This window comes from Verrucomicrobium sp. 3C (assembly GCF_000379365.1).
GTDB lineage: Bacteria > Verrucomicrobiota > Verrucomicrobiia > Methylacidiphilales > Methylacidiphilaceae > Methylacidimicrobium.
This window is the reverse complement of the sequence record NZ_KB901875.1, coordinates 1,720,471-1,740,488: the sequence shown is the minus strand read 5'-3', so window position 1 is coordinate 1,740,488 and position 20,018 is coordinate 1,720,471. Positions and strand designations below refer to the sequence as shown.

The window sequence follows — 20,018 nt, the reverse complement described above, 5'->3', positions numbered from 1 at the left end:
GGCCAAGCGCTTCAAGGATGCCGTTCGCGGGCTGGTCGACGAGTTGGTCCGACCGAAGCAGGGGAGGTGAGGAGGAGGCGGCCGAACGGCTTTTGGTGGAAAGATCCACCTCTTTTCGGAAGACGCCATCAGGCGTGGGAGCGAGGAAGCCCGCGATCGGCTGTTCTTGACCCATTGGCACCGGCCGGATCCCCGTTGCCCGTTTCTTGCGGGTGATCCTCCGTTCCGGCTCCTTCTTCCTGCTCCAGGTAGAAGAGCACTTCCCGAGCCACGGCCTCGGGGTCGATCGCCGTCAAGCAGGCCTTTGCGTGGGGACAGCGGTTGGAATAGCAGGGAGAACAGGAAATCGGGATGCGAAGCAGGCTCACGCGGTGGCCTGCCGGATGGGCCATCCTCCAATCGACGACACCGGAAAAAACGGTCACCGTCGGAACCCCGAGCGCAGCGGCAATGTGGCTCAAGCCCGAGTCGTTGCCGACGAAGACCCGGGCCGAGGCGAGGAGGCCCGGGATCTCTGCCAAGGGAACCTTCCCGACGAGATTCCGGCAGCGCTCGGGCGGGAGGTCGCGGGCGAGCGCCTCGCCCGCCTCCCGTTCCGCGGGGCCGCCGACAAGCAGCACGGTGCAATGGTGCTTCTGGGTCAAGAGCGCGCAGAGCCGGGCAAAATGCTCAACCGGCCACGCCCGGACCGGGTCGCCGCAGCCGAGAGCGACGGCGATGAGCCTAGGCAGGGGGCTCTCGGTCGTGGCGATCCCTTGCAGGAAGGAGGGCAGGCAAGAAGAGGGGTCCTGGAGGGCTGCGCGGATCGCCTCGACGAGGAGCAGGGCCGAGGAGCGCCGGTGGGTCGGGGCGTAAAGATCCCCGGAGAGTTCTCCGTTGGGCAGTGCGATATCGAGGACGACGTCGACCTCGGGGGCGGCGAAGCCCGCGCGAAGCTCGGCTTGAAAATGGGAGAGAAGGAAGCGGGTGTCCGGGTCGGTGCGCAGGTCGACGGCCAAGTCGAACCGGCCCAGCGAGCGCGCGGTGGCGGCAACCCGCTCCGCCTCGAGGTTGCTCACTCCCCGCCATTCTCCGGCGCGCTCCCGGAAGAACTCGAATGGGATGATCTGCTGGAAGCAGCCGGTCCGCTCCGCCAGGGGAACGTTCCATGGACCGCAGAGCAGGGTGATCTCCGCTTCGGGCCAGGACCGGCGCAGGAGATCGTGCGCCGGCAACCGGTTGATAAAGTCGCCGATGTGATCGAGTTGGACCACCAGGATGCGTCGGATTGCGCCGATACGCCCGCGAAGTCCTTGGATTCCCGATAGGCGGAGGAGCTGGAGGGGTCCGCGGACCGGTTCCGCTCTCTCTCCCGCTTCGTCGATAGCGGTTCGGATGGCTGGTTCCTCCGACGGCTTTCCCCGACGTGCGAAGGACGTGCGGAGTGCCCGCTCGATCCGGCGCAAGGGCTGGCTCTCCCGCTTCCGGTGCAACCGGTCGACCTCGCGCCGGAGCTGCTCGTTGTAACCCTGAAGCTGCGCGATCTGCACGCGGAGCGTGCGGATCTCTTCCGGTAGTGCATGTATAATGAACCTGTCGAAGACATTGGGAGGAAGGGCGAGCCGCTCCCGCAGCGCCATCCGCTCCTTCGCCAGGTAGAATCGGTTGAGTCCGTCGAAGTAGACGAAGCAATAATCCTTGGCCAAAAGCAGAGGCTCCCATTCTTCGTGGGAAGGCTCTTGGCTGTTCGGCTTCGTCGCTTCCACGAGGACGATCCAGGGACGAACGGCCTGGAACGAAAACCCTCGCAATGCGTCGGCCTCCGACCCTTCGCAGTCGACCTTAAGGAAGTGGATCGTCTCGACGCGGTGCTCCGCGACGATCTCGTCGAGGGTCCGGACCACGACGCTGGCGGCTTGCGAAACCAAGCCGAGCTGCTTTCGGTGATCGAGGGCATACGGCTCGCGGAAGGTGCTTAGGCCGGATCCAGGGATCAGCCAGAATGACCGTTCCTCGTTCCGGGCCCCGGCCGCCATCAGGAGGTTGATGTCCCGCGGTCTTGCGCTCGCCAGTCTTTGCCAGAATTGAGGGTCGGGCTCGAGGTTGATTCCCCTCCAGCCATGGTCATAGAAGTGCTTGGTGACCGAGCCCCTGACCGGATCTCCGGCTCCGACGTCGACGTAAAACCCGATCGGGACTTCGGCCAGGGCCCTGCGGAGGATCACGTCTTCGAAGTTTTGCGCGTAGGAAATCCAGGGCATTCCCCCTTCCCGGTTTGCCGGTCCGCAGCATTCCCCAGCCAGAAGCCGGCCTCCAAGAGGAGGCGCGAACCCGCGCGGTTCTATCCGTTTTCCCGTAGGAAAAGGCAAGTTTATTTTTTTTTTTTTCTCTGCATCGCCATGGTGCGCCGAGCGCCTCGGCGCCCCCGCGGGACTACGAGCCATCCGCGGTCGAGCGAGGATCCAGGGCCCCCTTCCGCGCGCGGCGCACGGCTTGGCCGCAGGAGCGAACGAGGCGACGGACGCGGCACGCCCGGCGGAAGCCGAGAAGGCGAACGAGCCAGCGGACATGCGGCTCGGCCGCTTCGGCGAGCGCCCGCTCGCTCCAGAGATCGGAAAGTCGGGCCTCGCGGGAGAGCGGCTCGACCGACTGCGGGGCCAACCGGTCGAGCACTCGGAGGATCCGGGCGTATTCGGCCTGGGCCGCCTCGCGGCGCGGACGCGTCCATTGGTCCATAGCCTGGAGTTCCTTGGCGGCCTCCCGGACCATCGAAGCGCGCCAGCGGAGGGCTTTCGGGGATGTTGGAGGAGGTGAGGCTCGGCTCGTGGCAGACCCGGTAGACTGCCCCGGGGGTGGGGGTGTAGCGGAAGCGTAAGCCCGCTCGGATGGCCCGCCAGTAGATCTGGTAGTCGTCGTAATAGTCGACGGGAAGATCCTTCCAGCCGCCCAAGGCCAGAAGCTTCTCCCGGCGCCAGAGGAGGGCGCCGTTTTGGGGAAACTGCGAGGAGAGGCCAGGTCCGCGGGGAGATCCCGGGGGATCGTCGAGCGGCTGGCGCCTCGCAGGATTTGGACGCTTCCGTTGCTCCATCGCTCGAGAAGAAAGGGGGAAAAGAGGACGTCGGCCTCGGCGAGGCTGCCGGCCTCGGCGATCTGGGTGGCGATCTTTTCGGGTAGGAGGTAGTCGTCGTGGTCGAGCCACTGGACCCACTCGCCGGAGGAGGCTTCGAGGAGGAGCTGACGGGCGAGGCTACTCCGGCCCGTGCGGGCCTGGAGAAGCCGGAGCCGGTCGCCGAAGGCGGCAAGGCGTTGGACGGTCCGGTCGCTTGAGCCGTCGTCGAGGACCAGCACCTCCTTGTTCGGCCAGCTCTGCCCTAGGGCGCTCTCGATGGCGGGGACGATCCACGGGCCCGAGTTGTAGGCGGGGATCCCGATGGTGACCAGGGGGAAGGAGTTGCTCATCGGCGGAACGGAAAAGGGTAGCGCCGAGCCCAGGATCCCGGCAATAACTCCCTCGTCTATGGAGCCCCTGGTCACCATCGCCGTCGTCTCGCCGGCGGGCGGGGAGGAAGAGGAGAGGCTCGTCGCGGAGGCCCGCGGGCAGAGCTGGGCGAGGAAGGAGATCCTGGTCGCCGGGCCGGGGAGGGCCGGAGGAGCCCGGAAGCGCGGGCTGGCGGCGGATTCCGGTGGCGGCCGGGGAGGATCCCCGGGCGGCGCTGGTCCGGGCGGCCCGGGGGGAGTGGATCCAGTGGCTGCGGGGCGGGGAGAGCGGCTCTCTCCCCCTCCAAGATCGAGGAGCAGCTCCGGGAAGGGGCGAAGCTTAGGGGGAAGGGGATCTTCTCCTGCTCCCCCTATCGGCTCGGGGCGGGGGAGGGGACGCTCCGGTCGTCCGATCCCCGGGAAGGAGCCGCTGAGCTATGTCGCTCGTCTGGGGAGCCACTTTCCCTTGGTCGCTCCCGTTCTCTGGTCCGCCAAGGCGCTGCGCTCTTTTTTGCGGGATCCGGGCAGGGGATGGCTGCGGCTGTGGATCGGGTTGGGAGCCGAAGCGGGAGCCGCTTGCCCGGAGTCGGAGGGAGAGCCGGCGCAGGCCGAGTGGGCGGCGGCTTTGGCCTGGGCGTTTCTCTTGGCGTCCGCAACACCGGCCGTGTCCGTGGAGCGAGAACGTCTTTATCGTCTCTTGCGGGAGATGTCCCCGGATCTGGCGCAAGGGATCGCGCGGTGAGGCTGCGTGCTTGGGATCTCCTGGAAAAGATGGCCCCCAAAAAGGGCGTGGCGGGTGCCGTGGGCCGGGTAGGCGGTCCGAAGGCCGCCCTTCGCGTGGAGGCGACGATGCAGCGGCTGCGCCGGGCCGAGCGCGCTTTCCGGCGAAGGCGGAGGCAGATCCTCTATCGGATGGGGTTGCGGAAGCAACCGATCCCGGCGTGCCGGGAAGATACCGAATGGCGAGCCTTTGGGACCATGGCATCGGAAGCCTACGCGAGCTGGATCGCGGCCTACCAGCAACTCGACGGGGCGGATCGGGAGGCGATTCGCAGGGAGATCGCGACCGGTTTTCCCGAAGGCCGCTGCTTTCGATCGTCATGCCGGTGTTCAACAGCCCGGAGAAGTGGCTTCAGCGGGCCATCGATTCGGTGCGGGAGCAGCTCTATCCGGATTGGGAGCTCTGCATCGCCGACGATGGATCGACGGCTGCCCACATCCGGCCCTTGTTAGAAAGGAATCGGGAGAAGGACCCCCGGATCCGGGTCGTTTTCCGCGGGGAAAATGGGGGGATTTCCGCCGCCTCCAACAGCGCGCTCGAACTGGCGCGGGGGGAGTGGATCGTCCTCTTGGATCATGACGACGAGTTGCCCGAGGAGGCGCTTTATATGGTGGTGCGGGAGATCCTGCGCCATCCGGAGGCTGCGCTGATCTACTCGGACGAAGACAAGATCGACGAAGAAGGAAGGCGGTTTGGGCCCTACTTCAAATCCGACTTCTGCTACGACCTGCTGCTTTCCCAAAACTGCATCAGCCACTTGGGAGTCTATCGGTCGGACCTTTTACGCTCCCTGGGTGGATTCCGGATCGGTTTTGAGGGAGCCCAGGATTACGACCTGGCGCTTCGCTTCGTGGAAAAGCTCAAGCCCTGGCAGATCCGTCACATCCCCCGGGTGCTCTATCACTGGCGGGCGATTGCGACCTCGTGCGCGAGCCGGGAAGAAGCGAAGCCCTACGCCTACGCGGCGGCCCGAAAGGCGATCGGGGATCATCTTCAGAGAGTCGGCGAACGGGCGGAAGTCCTCTTTATGCCGATTCGCTGGGCCTATCGGGTGCGCAGGAGTCTCCCGGAGAATGTCCGCGTCAGCCTCTTGCTCAGGGCGGGAACGACGGCGGAGGCTCTGGGACGATCGATCGAGAGGATTCGGAAGCAGGCGGATTGCCCGGAATCGGAATTGCTCGTGGTTGCCGGCAGCCCGAGTTGCCCGAATGAGGACGATGAGGGCAAAGAAGGGGTGCGCTTCTTGGCTCCGCCGGCGGGACTGGCCGGCCCCTCCCTTTGGAACTGGGCGGCGCGGCAGGCGAAGGGGGAGATCCTGGTCTTCCTGGAGGCTCCGGCGGAGCCCAAGGGGGAGGATTGGCTTGCGGAGCTTGTGAGCCAGGCGGCCCGGCCCGAGGTGGGGGCGGTGGGAGCGCGGATCCTGGCCCCCGACGGCACGGTGGCCGAGGCGGGGGTCGTGATCGGGCCGGGTGGAGCGGCCGCAGCCGCCTTCCGGGGGTGGAGCGGGGGGTCGAGCGGCTATGTGGGGCAAGCGGTCCTGATCCGGAATCCGTCGGCGGTGAGCGCGGCCTGCCTGACGACGCGGCGGGCGGTTTGGGAGGAGTGCGGGGGATTCGACCAAGGGTATGGCCGGGATCTGTGGGACATCGACTACTGCCTGCGGCTGCGGGAAAAGGGCTACCGGATCGTGTATACTCCTTATGCCGAACTCGTGCGCCTCGAGGATTCCCCTGAGGAATCTACGGAGGATCGGGAGCGCTTTCGATTGAAGTGGCCAGAGTGGATCGAATGGGATCCGGCCTACAACCCGAACTTGAGCCTGGAAGAGGGGTACGCCCTGGCCTGGCCGCCGCGGGTCGGGCGGCCGTGGAGGGAGTAAGCGATCTCTGGTCGGGCTGAAAAAAGTCGAAGGCGGCGAAAACGGGTTGGGCGGGCGGAAAAAGGCTAGCCCCCATTTCTCACCAGTACGAGCTTTCGGGCGAGAGAGGTGCCGGTTGAGTCGCTTGCGAGCAGTTCCGCCCGCGCAGAGCTCTTCGTGAGGCGGGATCGAGCAAGATTTTCATTTGATTTGCCTTAACGCGAGCACTGCAAAGCGCAAAAAGCCGGTTGTGGAGCAAGGCTCCGCCTGGTCGTAGGCTTTGCCGAAGGAACAGATCTGCGGTTTTGGCACATGCTCAGCAACGCAGCACTCGGAAGACGTGGGTAAAGAGGCTCTTCCAAGGATAGGCGCTGCTCATCGAGAGGAAGACGCGGCGGACGCTGACTCGGACCAGCGTGCCGATCTTAAAGAGCTTGAGCCGGAGGGTGTCGACCTGGGCCTCGGCCCAGTCCGTTCCTCGCAGAGCCAGCCGTCGCAGCGCTTCGACCAGGGTGTAAGCAAGAGCCGAGAAGTAGAGGCGAAGTTGGTTGCTGGCCATTTGCGCGGTCGAGAGCCGGTCGGCAAAGAGGTGGAGTTGTTCCTTGATCCGATTCTCCATGTCGCCACGAGCACAGTAGAGCTTCTCGTAAAGGTTTTGGGCGGGCCACTCCTCGGTGGAGAGAGAGGTCACGACAAAGCGCGGATTCTCCCCTCTTTCCAGGTACTCGGCTTTGGCGACCACCCGGCGCTCCCTCGACCAGCTGCTCAAGGTGCGGTAGGCAAACTCGGTAAAGAAGCGGGCCGGCTTGCCACTCGACTCGTGCAGACGACGGGCTTGCTCCATCGACCCCTGAATGGTCCGGCACAAGCGCTCGTTGCGGGCCAAGCCGAAGAGGTAGTCGACTTGATGGGCTTCGCACCAAGCCATGATCTCTTCCCGGCAGAAGCCCGAATCGGCCCGGAGCACGATCCGGACTCCGGGCCAACGGGTACGGAGTTGTTCCACGATCCGGCTCACCTCCGTAAGGGAGCCCGCCGACGCATCCTGGTTCGATGGCCGAAGCCGGACGCCAAGGAGTTGATCGCCAGCAAAGATGTAGAGCGGCAAATAGCAGTAGGAGTCGTAGTAACCATGGAAGAAGCGCTCCGGCTGATGTCCGTAAAGGGGGATGTCGGTCGCATCCAGATCGAGAACCACCTCCTCAGGGGGCTGGGGATGCGATTCGAGGTAGAGATCGACCAGAAGACGGTCAATCGCTTCGGCCGAGTAGTCGATCTTGTGGTAGCGCTCGCTTCGACCCACCAGCTCCAGCCGGTTGAGCGTGCTCTTGCCCGCCAGATCCTCTTCCAGATCGCTTTTCCCGCTCAGGAGAGCAACCAACGGATCGGTCCGCAACTGCTCATGGTCGTTGAGGTCTTCGTAGCCCATCGCAATCCCGAAGATGCGCTGGGCAAGCATCTCCCGTACCCGATGCACAATGCGTTTCGGATGGCGTCGATCCCGAAAGCAGCCCTCCAGCCGTCTTAACAAACCGATCTTCCGATCCGCTTCCCGCAACAGAATTGCGCCCCCATCGCTGGAGATCCGACCCGCGGTAAATCCCGCTTCCACCCGTCGCGAAAAATGCGCTGTAAACCCAAAAGTCTCTTGGCTACACTCTGTCATGGAAGGCCGTTTCTTTTTTCTGGTTGTAGTAACGTCTTCTTAACGCACTTATACCAGGGAAAGACGGCCTTTCCTATGCCCTTTTGCGAACTTTTTTGCCTTCCGCTATGCCCGCTATTGGTGAGATATCGGGGTTAAGTAGTCCGCGACGATGCGGCGCGAGTGATCTTGCAAGCGGGATACCAGCGTTTCTTCCCGCTCCCGGCGCGCTTCTTCTGCTTTCTCGGCTGCCTCCAGTAGGTCCTTGCAGCCGGCTGTATCGATGCGCTTCTCTTCTTCTGCGTCCTTGGCGATCAGGGAGGAGGCCCGCAAGGGCGGCAGGCGATCGTGAACAAAGCAGGGATCGAGTATCAAACAATCGCGCTTGCCCTCGAAGAGCCTCGTCCCCCTCCCGATCATCTGCTGGTAGAGAACTCTCGAGCGCGTTGGACGCAAAAGCAGGATGGCGTCAACCGGGGGGCAGTCGAAGCCCTCCGTGAGCAACATGGCATTGCTCAAGACTTGGGTTTCGCCCTTCCGAAACCGCTCAAGGATCTCCGACCTATCGGGAGATTCCCCGTCAACGTGTTCTGCCCGCAGTCCGGCATCCCGGCAGAAGGCGACGAAGCTCTTGGAGGTTGCGCGGAGCGGGAGAAAGGCCAGGATGCGGCGTCCGGCGTAGTGCGTGGCGATAATCCCGGCAATCTCCTCGAGATAAGGCGTGATGGCGTCTGCCGCTTCCTCCTCGGCAAACTCTCCCTTTCGGATTGAGACACCGGCCAAATCAATTCCCCCGCCGGACAGCGGCAGGGTGTCCACGGTCAAGCGCGAGAGATAGCCTTGGCGGATCAGGTCGGCCAGCCCGATGCGGTAGGCTTCCTTCTCGAAGATAGTCCCTAACTGCTTCTCGTCTGCCCGGAATGGTGTCGCGGTGGCGCCCAATACGCGAGCGCTCGAGAAGTAATCGAGGATGGTGACGTAGGTTCCGGCGGCGGAATGGTGCGCTTCGTCGACGATCACCAGACCGAAGTGATTCTTCGGGAATCGAGACAATCTCCGCACCATCGTCTGCACGCTCGCCACCACCACCGGGCTTTTGAGCGATGCAACGGCGTTTGCCTGCTCGAGCGAAGAGGGAAGGCCGCAAAACTTCTTGAGTGAAGCCTGAGCTTGGCTTAGGAGTTCCTCTCTGTGGGCAAGCACCAACACCTTCCGGCCTGCCCTCGCCTCCTCGGCGGCGGCATGAGCGAAGATTACGGTCTTGCCCGATCCAGTTGGCGCAGAAATCAAGAGACGGCGGGCTTCCTTCCAACCCTCGCGGATGGCTTCTAAGGCGGCGCTTTGGTAGGGCCGGAGCAAAGCCTTAGTTGTGTAAGGAAGTCCGCTCATCTCTGCCCCTCCGCGCCGGCCAGGGTCTCCTCGATCAACAGGCGGAAGTAATCCTCGGGCTCCGTCTCCAATCCGGCCTTGACGGCTACCATGACCGATTCGGCGATCTCGGTGGCTAAATCCAGCGCTGCATCCTTGCCCGCTCCTGCGCGCAGCAAAGTCCGGTAGGCCCGGTCCTGCAGGTCGAGGAATAGTCTGGGGCGGCTGTTCATTCTAAAGCCTATCCTTGTTCTCCCCTCCTCTGCGCGCCGTTCCCCCACATTTCATTTCTCTCTCGCTCTCTCAGGCTCTTCTCGATTGCGCGGAGTGTTACCGACGGAAGAAAACCTTTCATCCGTTGGGCGCGCTCGCAGATCTGCTTGATGTCCTGAGGAGTAGGCGGTCGCTCCAACTGGTTAAGCTCCGACATGACAAGCAAGCGAAGCTCGTTGCGGTCACGCTTGGTTTGAAACCAGCCAGGCGGCTCCGGGTGAGTGCAGGCGCCAATCTCAAGCCTCCGGGCGCAATCGGGGCAGACTTGCGCCATATCCTCTATGGCTGCGCGAACCGCAGTCTTGGGATGCCTGGGATACCTGTGAAACGACTCGTCGATGGTCGGCGTGCGCCCGTATACGTTCCAGTAGGTAAGAAGCTTTTCCCGAAGATCCTTATACTCTTCGGTCTCCCGAAGCTCCATCTCCTCGGTGGAATCGAGCGGGATGGGCTCTTCCTCCCGCGGGCTCGGTTCGGCCGCGGCCAACTGCTTCTGGAGTTCCTCTAGGATGGCAGCCTGGTGGTAGACGTAGACGAGGGTGAGTTCGTCCTTCACCTCTCTGGGGGTGTCGGCGGCGAAGCTGATCCACGGCCGGCCGTCGTCTTTGATCGTGAGCGAGCCTCCGGTTGCGCGTAGCTCCTTGAGGAACTCGGCGGGTTGCATGTAATGGCGGCGCGCGGGATCGTCGGGTTCCTGCTCTGCTGCTTCGGCGCGGAGAGCCTCTTTGAGTGCCTCTATGTTCTGCTCGATGATCTGCCCGAATTGCATCCGTTCGCTCTCGGGCAAGTTCTTCGCCCACTTAACACGGATCCTGCCGTCCGGAACCAACTCAATCGTCGATCCGGTTGCTCGCAGTTCGGAGATCAATGTTTTCATCGTTTCCCCTTTCTGCCTAATCGTCGGGTTCATCAGCCGAAGTATTTCTCATCCTTAAAATCCATCCCGGCTTCGGAGGTGGGTAAACCTTCCGATTTCTGTCCTACATCGCTCCCCCCCGCAGACTCGGCTTCCAGTCCAAAATCGGGCTGAATACCCCCTCCCCCCGAAAAATCCGCATTTTGAAACGCTGCTCCGCTGCTTTTGTTCGGCATCAACGAGTTACATGCGGTTTTTGAAACGCTTGAAACGCCACAAAAGGGGTTTATAGAGTTTTGAAAATCGGGGTTAACTCTTTGGCCATCAACATTTGCAGCGGAGTATCGGATTGAATCCCCGAAATTAGGGGTGGGAGGGGTGTTGGCGTATAACTCGCATGCTTTCCGAATCGGCGCGGCTTCATACCCTTTGCCTACACCACCCTCTTGAGTTCTCATGTTTTTTGAGCCGATGCGGAACCGCCGCAGTGCCCTGGCCAGCCAGTGTGCATTGACTCCCTGACCGCGGCGCTGGTCCCTCCACGGAGCTTCCTCCATGTCGTTGAGCTTTTGGATGATGGCTCGCGTGGTTAGCTTATTGGCCCTCTCCTGGTCGAAGATGGTGCACAGATCCCGCAGGAGAGCGATCTGTAGCGGTTCCTCGTCTGGTGTCAGGCTGAAGGCGTGGGAGATGGCTGCCCGTGCTCTCTTCTCCCAATCCTGCCCCGCCATCGAGGCCAGGATGAGGATCGGCTCCGCTACCTCCTGTTGGCGGCCATCCGCTAGCCAAAAGAGATCGGGAGGCTGTGCGCTCTTCAGCGCGGGCAAAAGGCCCCGCAGCCTGTCCAGCCGAGAGCGGATCTCCGCGGCCTTCGCTTGCTCCGACTTGCGGTCCGGGCGGAACGGCTCGAGGGTAGCCGTCGGAGGCCGCTTCTCCATCAGGATGGTGAAGCAGCGAGAAGCGGTTGTGTTTGGTAGCCTACCCAGTCCGGCAATCACCTTGGGGCAGAATACGAGGTAGTCCGTATCCTGGTAGTTCCCATCCGGCATCCTCACCGACCGCGTAACCAGAGCGCCTCTCCTGTAGCCGGCATTGATGATCTCCCGGATGGCGGCGGCATCCTCTCCTGCTAGGTTGTTTAGCTCGTCCAGCAGAAGGATGAGACCCTCTCCAAGCCTATCGATCTTCCGAAAGAGCGAAGACGCCGAAGGAGAGACGGCATGGCATGTCCGGTCTCCTCCGATCTTGTCCATGATCTCCAGCACCAGGTGAAGTTTCTTCGATTTTGCGGACGAGGGTTTTGGGGGATAAAAAGGAAAACCCCAAATGAACAACGGAAAGAGCAGCAGCAAGTTCGCGCGTCGTTATGACCGCGAGTTCAAAGAGAATGCGGTGGCCCTGGTGCGAGGGGGGCGTTCGGTTCTCGAGGTAGCTCGCGATCTCGGCGTTTCCCATTGGTCGCTGAATCTGTGGGTCAAGGATGCCCAAGGCGGTCGGATTTTCAGCGATCCCAAGACTTTGGCGGCCGAATCGCCCGAGCAGCGCGAGCTGCGAAGGTTGCGCCAGGAAAACGACTATCTGCGCCGTCAGCGCGACATTTTAAAAAAAGCATTGGGCATCTTGTCGGCCGAGATGCCTGCCAACGATATGCGGTGATGCAAAAAATGACCAAAGATCATTGCCTCACTGAATTGGCCGAAGCTCTGGAGGTTTCGCGGAGCGGCTTCCATGCTCACCAGCACAAGGACCGGGGAAGCCGTCGGCAACGGGACAAGCAACTGCTTGCGGCCATCCATCCAGTTTTCCTGGAAAGCCGGAGAACCTATGGCAGCCCGCGCATCACCTGGGCGCTGCGTAAGGCCGGAGAGCCTTGCGGCAAAAATCGCGTGGCCCGCTTAATGCGGGAGCTCGGTCTGCGCGCGAAACAAAAACGCCGCTTCCGTCCCCGAACCACCGATAGCGCCCATCGCCTTCCGGTCGCCGACAACTGGCTGGCCCGGATGCCCGCGCCGGATCGCCCCAACCAGATCTGGATCGGTGACATCACCTACATCCCCACCGCCGAGGGCTGGCTCTATCTTTGCGGCATCCTCGATGCTTGTTCCCGCCGGTGTGTCGGCTGGCATGCCGAGGACTCGCTCTCNACGCCTTTGGTGACAAGAGCCTGGAACAAGGCGTGGAAAAGCCGGCGCCCCGACCCAGGGCTCTTGCACCATTCCGATCGCGGCGTCCAGTATGCCAGCGGAGAGTTCAACGCGCTACTGCACTCCTGCGGTGCCGTCGCCTCCATGAGCCGCAAGGGACAGTGTTATGACAATGCCATGATGGAATCCTTCTGGGCCACGCTCAAAACCGAGTGCTTCGGCTCCTTCCTCCCGAAAACAAAACAAGAGGCCAAGATCATGATCTTCGATTACATCGAATGCTTCTACAACCGTCGCCGCCTTCATAGCGGCCTCCATTACCAATCCCCGCTGGACTTCGAAAAGAATCTCGCTAACCTAAACAACTAAATCCTCCGAAGCCCCGTCCACGTTTTCGAAGAAAGATCACCGGAGGGAGAAGAGGTGGGACGATCCGTGCGAGGTCGAGAGGATTGCTTTTTGGGCCTTTCTTCCCAAGCTTGGGAACACATCCGATGGCCTCCTCCATCCTCGCCTATCACACCTCCTCCAAGCACTCCTTTTCGGGCTACGCGGACAGCCCCGGATTCCTCGACTGGGAGAACCAGCCCGACCCCTTCCGCCGGTTCGAAGGCAGTCCCGAAACCCTACTCGACCTCCCTTCCGATGAAGCGGGACCCTGCTACGACCTTCTTTTGGATCGGCCTCCGGAACCCGCACCCCTCTCTCTCCGCTCGCTGAGCCGGTTCCTCTATGAGAGCCTCGCCCTTTCGGCTTGGAAGCAGGCGGCCCACTCCTCTCCCTGGTCGCTGCGAGTCAATCCTTCGAGCGGAAACCTCCATCCGACCGAAGGCTATCTCCTCCTTCCGCCGCTCTCCGGGAACGAAAGCGCCGGGGTCTTTCACTATTCTCCTCTTCGGCACAGCCTGGAGGCCCGCCGGTTTCTTGGGGCCGACCAGTGGGAGGAGATCGTCGCCAGCCTGCCGCCGGGAACCTTCTTCGTCGGCCTGAGCTCGATCTATTGGCGCGAAGCGTGGAAATATGGAGAGCGGGCCTTCCGATATTGCCACCACGACCTCGGGCACGCCCTCGCCACCCTAGCGCTTTCCGCCAGGATCCGCGGCTGGCGATCGCTCGTCTTGCCAGCGGTCGGCGCGCCCGAGCTCGCCCGGATCCTGGCGGTTGAAAACCAGCAGGGGCCCGAAGCGGAGCATGCCGACTGCCTGCTGGCCATCTTCCCGAACCGGAATGCCCGCCTCGACGGGGCCACCCGAAGCTTTCAGCTTCCCTCCGCCCTTCTCGCCACTCTGCGGGACCAGCGTCCCCTGGGAGATCCCAACCGGCTCTCTTCCGATCACCTCCCCTGGCCGCTCCTAGAGCAAGCGATCATCTCCGCTGCCTATCCCGGCGGCTGGTCGGGGGAAGAACCCCTCTCTTATCCCACCGTCCCGCCCGTGGTCCCTCTCTCCTCGGAAGGGGCGAGCCTTCTGCTGCGCCGGCGGCGGAGTGCCATGGCGATGGACGGCAAGGCGTCGATCTCCCCAGACTCTTTCCTTCGCATTCTCTCCCAACTCCTGCCCAGGGGGGACGGCTTCCCCTTCTCCCTTCTCCCCTGGAGGCCGAAGGTCTCTCTCCTCTTCTTCGTTCATCGGGTCGAGGGCCTCTCCCCCGGACTCTACCTCCTCCTCCGTTCCCCGGCCCACGAAGCCTCCCTTCGCCGGGAGCTGCGCCCGGAGTTCGCGTGGCAGACCCCTCCCGGCTTTCCGGATGCTCTCCCCTTCTGCCAGCTCGCCCAGGGAGATTTCCGAGAGTTGGCAGCCAAGATCAGTTGCTACCAGACCATTGCCTCCGGCGGCTGCTTCGCCCTCGCCATGCTGGCCGACCTCTCCGGCGTCCAAGAGCGACCCTGGTTCTATCCCCGTCTCTTTTGGGAATGCGGCCTCCTCGGCCAGCTCCTCTACTTGGGGGCCGAAGCCGCCGGGCTCCAGGGGACCGGGATCGGCTGCTACTTCGACGACGGCCTCCACGATCTCGTAGGCATTCGCGGACTCCCGTGGCAGAGCCTCTACCATTTCGCCGTTGGCCGAGGAGTCGTCGATCGCCGCTTGCAGACGCAGCCCGCCTACGCCCGCCTCCGTCGCGCCGCCGACTAGACAGACTCCGTAGGGAAGCCGGGAGGGCGCATTGCTCTCGCCCGCGAGCCGCTCTTTCGCTAGAATGAGATTCGCCGACCGATCCCTTCTTCTCAGTTTGGAGCCATCGATGGATAACCCCTCCCCTTTTCTCTCCAAGGCATTCCTTGCCGGTTCCTGGGTCGAAGCCTCGCGCACCTTTTCCGTGAGAAGCCCGGCAACGGGCTCTCTTCTCGCCGAGGTGGCCGACTGCGGAGCCGCAGAAGCCCGCATCGCGATCGAGTCGGCGGCAGAGATCTTCCCGCAATGGAAATCGGCGACGGCCTACGTCCGCTCCAACCTGCTCCGGCAATGGCACGGCTCGATTCTTCGCGATGCCGAAACGCTCGCCCGAACGATGGTGCAAGAGATGGGGAAGCCGATTGCCGAAGCCAGGCGTGAGGTTCTCTATGCTGCCAGCTTTGTCGAATGGTACGCCGAAGAGGCCAAACGGATCTACGGAGAGACCGTTCCGAGCCAGCACCCTCACAAGCGCATCCTGGTGCGCTCCCAACCCGTCGGACCCGTCTACGGGATCACCCCGTGGAACTTCCCCGCGGCCATGGTCACGCGGAAGGTGGCTCCGGCCCTTGCGGCGGGCTGCCCCTTCGTGCTCAAGCCTGCCGAGCAGAGCCCTCTCACCGCCCTTCTGCTTGCCAGGCTCTGGGAGGAGTCGGGAGGATGGCCCGCCCTCTTCCAAGTTCTTCCCAGCTCCGATCCAGAAAGCCTTTCAGCGCCATTTTTGGCCGACAGCCGCGTTCGCAAGCTCACCTTTACGGGAAGCACTCCCGTGGGAAAGCGCCTCTACGAGGGGAGCGCCTCGACTCTCAAGCGGGTCAGCCTTGAGCTCGGCGGCGGCGCTCCTTTCCTCGTATTCGCCGACGCCGACTTGGAAAAGGCGGCCGACGGAGCGATCACCGCGAAGTTCCGCAACGGGGGACAGAGCTGCGTCGCGGCAAACGCGTTTTATCTCCAGAAGGAGATCGCACGCGAGTTCACGCGGCTTTTCGCCGACCGCGTTGCCTCCCTTCGGCTGGGAGATCCGCTCGATGAGCGGACCCAGGTGGGCCCGCTCGTCAACGCGCAGGGCCTGGCCAAGGTCCGGGATCTCGTCGAAGACGCTCTCGCCCGCGGAGCAAAAACCATCCTGGGAGGTCCGAGCCACGAGCTTTTCTTCCCCCCGACGATCCTTGCCGAGATTGGCTTCACTTCCCGGATCCTGGAGGAAGAGGCCTTCGGTCCGGTCGCTCCCGTCTGCACGTTCGATAGCGAAGAGGAGGCGCTGACCGCCGCCCGCCGCGGCCGGGCCGGGTTGGCCGCTTATCTTTGGACCCGTGACCTCGAGCGCGCCCTCCGCTTCGCCGAGGAGATCCCCTACGGGATCGTCGGCATCAACGACGCCCTTCCCTCGACCGCCCAGGCCCCGTTCGGCGGCTTCCGCGAGTCGGGACTCGGCCGGGAGGGCGGCAAGTGGGGCCTCGCGGAATATCTCGAGCCCCAATACCTCTCTCTCGGCCTGGACTGAGCCAGCCAAATCGCTAATAGATTCCCGGAATCATCCGGGCAGTCCGCGAGCGATACGCATCGTATTCGGCTCCGAACTTGGACCGTAGGAGCCGCTCTTCGGCCGCGATCCGCGCCAAGAGCGGAGGAAGCAAAAGCCCGGCGAGGACGACCCCAGCCCATGAGCGAAACGCCAAGCCCCATCCCAACACGTAGACGAGCAGCCCAAGGTAGCTCGGGTGCCGGAGATACCGGTAGGGGCCGCTCGTCACGAGCTTGTGCTCCGGCTGAATCGCCACCAGCCCGCTGAACCGCCGCCCAAGCACGAAGACCGGCCAGATCCGCAGAGCTCCCCCGCCCACATAGAGCACTACCCCCACCCAGCGGACCCCTTCTCCATCCACGACCCAGAAGTTCCATCGATCGCAGAGCGCCGGGAGAAAGCCGTCCAGAACGCCGATCAACCCGAAAGCGAGAACCACCCAGCGATTCCCGCGGTCCTCGCGCTCCCCCGGGCTCAGATTGCCCCGGCTGAAGAGGGAGATCCCGGCAAGGAGGAGCGTTGCCAGGGCGAGTGCCGCCCGCGCCGGGTTGGCCAGGAAGGGACGGATTCCCCCGAAGAGCAAGATCGGCAGCGCGAGATAGGCGAAGGTCGATACGAAGATGAGCCCAATCGGCAGCGCGGGCCTCGCCTTGAGTTTCATGGAGCAGTGAAGATTCGCCGGAAGTTTGCACCGGCTATTCGGAAAAGAAGACGCTTTCCTCTCACACAAGAGCCGGCCAGGCTGCGTGTTCGGCCCGTCCAAAGCGCCGGGAATGCCCGCGCTACTGTTCCTAACGCTATCCAGCCTGCCTGTCTCACAAATGGACTAGCTTGAATAGCCTATTCATTCCGACTATTCTACCCTCATGAGAAAGGCGAGCGTGACCGAAGCCAAAAACAACCTAAGCGCCCTGATCGATAGCCTCAAAAGCGGCCAACCCGTGCTGATCGTCGATCGGGGCCGGCCGGTGGCTCGCCTGGAACCGGCCCGCGGAGATTCCCGAGAAGAACAGGAGGGGAAGCTCTCACGGCTCGTCCGGCAAGGGCTCGTCCGGCCGGGCCGCGGCCCGATGCCCTCGCCCCTTTTGCGCAGCCAGCCGCCTCGAACCGTTTCCGGAGCCTCGGCGCTGGAAGCTCTCCTGGAGGAGCGCCGACAGGGGCGATGAACTTTTGGGATTCGTCGGCCATCGTTCCCCTGCTGGTCGCCGAACCAGCAACGGCACAAATGCAGGCCCTCGCCCGACAGGACCCGGATCTGCTCGTCTGGTGGGCGTCCCAAACGGAATGCGCCTCCGCTCTCGCCCGCCTCGAGCGCTCCGGAGCCCTTAGCCAGGAAGGCGTCGAGGAAGCGCTCCGCCGCTTGACGGATCTGGCTCAGGGCTGGCACGAAATCGAACCTTGCGAGATCGTGCGGGAAGCCGCAGCGAGGTTTCTCCGCGTCCATCCGCTGCGGGCGGCGGATGCGCTGCAGCTTGCGGCCGCGTTCGTGGCAGCAGAGGGTCGGCCAAGATCGCTCCCGCTCGTCGCCCTGGACGACCGCCTCCTCGAGGCAGCTCGAAAGGAAGGCTTTCCCCTGGCGGAACGGGTGAGGCCGTAGAGAGAGCGCGCTTCTCCTCCGGGGAGCCAACGCCTAGGGACTTCTCCTCACTTCCTCAAGGGATGGCGGCAAAGACGCGAGCCGGAGCGCCGGTGCCCCCGGCGATCTTCATCGGAATTCCGTAGATCGTCGCTCCCCGCGGGGGAAGTGCTCCGACGTTCGCGAGATTCTCGAAGCCGGGCCGACCCGCCCCGAGCCAGAGCCGGTGGACGGGAAAATCCCGCGAGCGACCCGGATCCAGGCTGGCCGTGTCGATCGCCAGCGCCGCAATATTCCGCTCGCGGAGAAGAAAGGAGGCCAGCTCTGACGAATAGCCCGGAAAGTGGAGGTTCTCGACATCCGCCCACCGGTCCGTTCCGAGGTACTGCTTCTTTTGCGGCCAGAACCTCCCCCACCCCGAGTAGGCAACGACAATCGCTCCGTCGGGTAGCCGGCCCCATTGCCGCTCATGCCGCTCAAGGTCGGAGACCGAAAGAGCCGCGTCGGCATCGCTCTCCGCCCGCCTTCGAAAGTCGATCACGCAAGCCGGCCCAATGCACTTCTCCAGGGGAACCCGATCGACGGAAGCTCCCCCCTCCGAAAAGTGGAGCGGGCCATCTAGGTGAGTGCCGCCATGCTCGGGAGCGTAAAAGGTTCCAGCTGCGTAGAAGCGTTCCTCCCCGGCAACCGGCCCATGGTGTTCGTACCAGTAGTGGAATCCCGTCTCCGTCGGCCAATAGAGGGTACGCTCCTCGAAGGAATAGGTGAGATCGAGCACTCTTTGCGCGCTCATGATCTACTCCCCACGAGCGAAAGCCGAAACCGCGACCCTGCCGAGAAAATTGCGCGCCCCCACCCCTCCCGCTTTTCTTCCCGCTTTTCGTTCAAATGACAAGGAGAATGCGATTCCCAGTTTCTCCGCGGATTTGCCCCTGGATCGCAGTGCCGGGGGGGGCGGCCTCTCGGGCCGCCCTCCCCCAGCTAGGAGAACAGGCAATGGCTAACCATAACAAAGCATGACGCGTGCCAAAAGGAGGCGTTCGCCGAAAGATTCTCCGCTCTCTTCGTCTCAAGCCCGAAAGCGCGCAAGCCGATTGTTGCGTGTTTCTGCCGTCATCGGCGAGCCGCAGCTTGTCAGGCCGTCCTCTGATTCCCTAGAATCCCTAACCTGCATGTCTCACAAAGTTCGTACCCGAGGCGAGGGCCGATGTGCCTGGAGGCAAGGCGGGGCACAGGTTTCCCCCGGAATGGTATGACGACATACTGCGAGGAGGACCAAAAACCCAAGCCCCAACGAAGCAGACAGGTCCAATGCGCAAGCCGCAGGAGAACGCTTAGGAAACAGGCAGGCCAGGACGGGGCATCACTCCGGGCAGAAAGTCTTCCCCAAGGGAATTGAGCAGACCAGAAACAAGACATCATGAAGATCGCAGTCATCGGAGCGGGTTTTGTCGGCGCAACCACGGCTCAGCGCCTGGTAGAGAGGAACTTGGGCGACGTGGTTCTCTACGATATCGTCGAGGGTCTTCCACAAGGAAAGGCGCTCGACATGATGGAGTCCGCTCCAATCTGGGGATTTGAGTCCCGCGTGTTCGGGACGAACGATCCAAAGGATCTATCCGGATCGGAGATCGTCGTCATCGCCAGCGGGATGGCTCGCCTGCCGGGGATGAGCCGCGATGACCTCCTGGAGAGGAATGCGGGCATCGCGGCTTCGGTCGCGGACCAGGTTCGCGAGCATGCACCCCAGGCGATGGTCATCGTCGTGACCAATCCGGTCGATGCCCTCACCCACCTTGTGGCCGTGAAGGTTGGCACACCAAAGGCGCGCATCTTCGGGATGGGAGGCATTCTCGACTCGGCGCGCTTCCGGCATTTCCTCGCATCAGAGCTGGGAGTCGCTCAGGCGGACGTAGATGCGATGGTTCTGGGCGGCCACGGGGATGACATGGTTCCCTTGCCGCGGTTCGCCACGGTCAACGGGGTTCCCATCGAACTCCTGCTCCCTGCGGACCAGATCCAGAAGCTCGTGACGCGAACGCGGGATGGAGGGGCCGAGATCGTCCGCTATCTCAAACGGGGCAGCGCCTACTACGCCCCGGCCGCAGCGATCGCCCAAATGGTCGAAAGCGTGGTCCGCGACCAAAAGCGGCTGCTTCCCTGCTCAGCCTGGTGCAGCGGGCAATATGGCATTACCGGCCAGTTCGTGGGATTGCCGGTCATTCTCGGTCGCTCGGGCGTGGAGAAGATCGTCGAGCTACCTCTCAACGCGGCCGAGCTAAAGGACTTACAGGTAAGCAGCTCCCGCGTGGCCGCGAAGGTAGCCAAGCTGCAGCTCGCCGGTTAACCTGCCTGTCTCACAAAG

The 20,018-nt window shown here is 63.2% G+C and carries 18 protein-coding genes; 9 read left to right on the top strand and 9 right to left on the bottom strand.

Annotated features, from left to right (window positions below; all coding sequences use genetic code 11):
- Window positions 1-128 precede the first annotated feature (128 nt).
- Together A37A_RS18385 and A37A_RS18380 are read right to left on the bottom strand one after the other, a co-directional pair.
- A complete protein-coding gene (locus A37A_RS18385) occupies window positions 129-2,240 on the bottom strand; it encodes an FkbM family methyltransferase (RefSeq protein ID WP_020494228.1) in 2,112 nt (703 codons plus the stop codon).
- A 172-nt stretch (window positions 2,241-2,412) separates the two neighbouring features.
- On the bottom strand, window positions 2,413-3,516 hold the full coding sequence (locus A37A_RS18380) for a glycosyltransferase family A protein (protein WP_081616235.1): 1,104 nt from the start codon (window positions 3,514-3,516) through the stop codon (window positions 2,413-2,415).
- Between A37A_RS18380 and A37A_RS20625 the strand changes: the two genes are divergently transcribed.
- The gene (locus tag A37A_RS20625; RefSeq protein WP_040887698.1) at window positions 3,497-4,198 is read left to right on the top strand and encodes a hypothetical protein; all 702 of its coding nucleotides are present in this window, start codon (window positions 3,497-3,499) and stop codon (window positions 4,196-4,198) included. The genes A37A_RS18380 and A37A_RS20625 overlap by 20 nt on opposite strands.
- Before the next feature lie 217 nt (window positions 4,199-4,415).
- Complete coding sequence (locus A37A_RS16735) at window positions 4,416-6,116, top strand: glycosyltransferase (protein ID WP_051076260.1); 1,701 nt, start codon at window positions 4,416-4,418, stop codon at window positions 6,114-6,116.
- Window positions 6,117-6,411: 295 nt separating this feature from the next.
- On the opposite strand, the gene A37A_RS16730 is transcribed toward A37A_RS16735, so the two are convergent.
- From A37A_RS16730 to A37A_RS0109145, 5 genes are all read right to left on the bottom strand, one after another.
- Window positions 6,412-7,761: an IS1380 family transposase gene (locus A37A_RS16730; RefSeq protein ID WP_040887697.1), complete on the bottom strand. Its 1,350-nt coding sequence runs from the start codon at window positions 7,759-7,761 to the stop codon at window positions 6,412-6,414.
- Between the two features lie 114 nt (window positions 7,762-7,875).
- Window positions 7,876-9,129, bottom strand: a complete 1,254-nt coding sequence (locus tag A37A_RS16725; RefSeq protein WP_020494227.1) for a DEAD/DEAH box helicase — start codon at window positions 9,127-9,129, stop codon at window positions 7,876-7,878.
- A complete protein-coding gene (locus tag A37A_RS0109155; RefSeq protein ID WP_018291213.1) occupies window positions 9,126-9,341 on the bottom strand; it encodes a hypothetical protein in 216 nt (71 codons plus the stop codon). Before A37A_RS0109155 ends, A37A_RS16725 begins: the two co-directional genes overlap by 4 nt.
- 8 nt (window positions 9,342-9,349) lie before the next feature.
- The gene (locus tag A37A_RS0109150) at window positions 9,350-10,258 is read right to left on the bottom strand and encodes a hypothetical protein (RefSeq protein WP_231363842.1); all 909 of its coding nucleotides are present in this window, start codon (window positions 10,256-10,258) and stop codon (window positions 9,350-9,352) included.
- A 32-nt stretch (window positions 10,259-10,290) separates the two neighbouring features.
- Complete coding sequence (locus A37A_RS0109145; protein ID WP_155996544.1) at window positions 10,291-11,490, bottom strand: DUF3631 domain-containing protein; 1,200 nt, start codon at window positions 11,488-11,490, stop codon at window positions 10,291-10,293.
- Between the two features lie 73 nt (window positions 11,491-11,563).
- On the opposite strand from A37A_RS0109145, the gene A37A_RS0109140 reads away from it, so the two are divergent.
- The 4 genes from A37A_RS0109140 (at window position 11,564) to A37A_RS0109120 (ending at window position 16,056) form a co-directional block, all read left to right on the top strand.
- Window positions 11,564-11,893, top strand: a complete 330-nt coding sequence (locus A37A_RS0109140) for a transposase (RefSeq protein WP_018289699.1) — start codon at window positions 11,564-11,566, stop codon at window positions 11,891-11,893.
- Window positions 11,893-12,750 (top strand): IS3 family transposase, encoded by an 858-nt coding sequence (locus tag A37A_RS0109135; protein ID WP_018290086.1) that lies wholly within the window; start codon window positions 11,893-11,895, stop codon window positions 12,748-12,750. The genes A37A_RS0109140 and A37A_RS0109135 overlap by 1 nt, the downstream gene beginning before the upstream one ends.
- A 125-nt stretch (window positions 12,751-12,875) precedes the next feature.
- Complete coding sequence (locus tag A37A_RS0109125) at window positions 12,876-14,513, top strand: SagB/ThcOx family dehydrogenase (RefSeq protein WP_018291210.1); 1,638 nt, start codon at window positions 12,876-12,878, stop codon at window positions 14,511-14,513.
- Window positions 14,514-14,622: 109 nt separating this feature from the next.
- Window positions 14,623-16,056 (top strand): NAD-dependent succinate-semialdehyde dehydrogenase, encoded by a 1,434-nt coding sequence (locus A37A_RS0109120; RefSeq protein ID WP_026195757.1) that lies wholly within the window; start codon window positions 14,623-14,625, stop codon window positions 16,054-16,056.
- Between the two features lie 13 nt (window positions 16,057-16,069).
- On the opposite strand, the gene A37A_RS0109115 is transcribed toward A37A_RS0109120, so the two are convergent.
- Complete coding sequence (locus A37A_RS0109115; protein WP_018291208.1) at window positions 16,070-16,738, bottom strand: isoprenylcysteine carboxylmethyltransferase family protein; 669 nt, start codon at window positions 16,736-16,738, stop codon at window positions 16,070-16,072.
- Window positions 16,739-16,943: 205 nt separating this feature from the next.
- On the opposite strand from A37A_RS0109115, the gene A37A_RS0109110 reads away from it, so the two are divergent.
- The gene (locus A37A_RS0109110) at window positions 16,944-17,243 is read left to right on the top strand and encodes a type II toxin-antitoxin system Phd/YefM family antitoxin (RefSeq protein ID WP_018291207.1); all 300 of its coding nucleotides are present in this window, start codon (window positions 16,944-16,946) and stop codon (window positions 17,241-17,243) included.
- The gene (locus tag A37A_RS0109105; protein WP_018291206.1) at window positions 17,240-17,674 is read left to right on the top strand and encodes a type II toxin-antitoxin system VapC family toxin; all 435 of its coding nucleotides are present in this window, start codon (window positions 17,240-17,242) and stop codon (window positions 17,672-17,674) included. Before A37A_RS0109110 ends, A37A_RS0109105 begins: the two co-directional genes overlap by 4 nt.
- A gap of 55 nt (window positions 17,675-17,729) precedes the next feature.
- On the opposite strand, the gene A37A_RS16720 is transcribed toward A37A_RS0109105, so the two are convergent.
- Complete coding sequence (locus A37A_RS16720; protein WP_018291205.1) at window positions 17,730-18,446, bottom strand: cyclase family protein; 717 nt, start codon at window positions 18,444-18,446, stop codon at window positions 17,730-17,732.
- A 627-nt stretch (window positions 18,447-19,073) separates the two neighbouring features.
- Between A37A_RS16720 and mdh the strand changes: the two genes are divergently transcribed.
- Window positions 19,074-20,000, top strand: a complete 927-nt coding sequence (gene mdh, locus A37A_RS0109095) for a malate dehydrogenase (RefSeq protein ID WP_018291204.1) — start codon at window positions 19,074-19,076, stop codon at window positions 19,998-20,000.
- Window positions 20,001-20,018 lie beyond the last annotated feature (18 nt).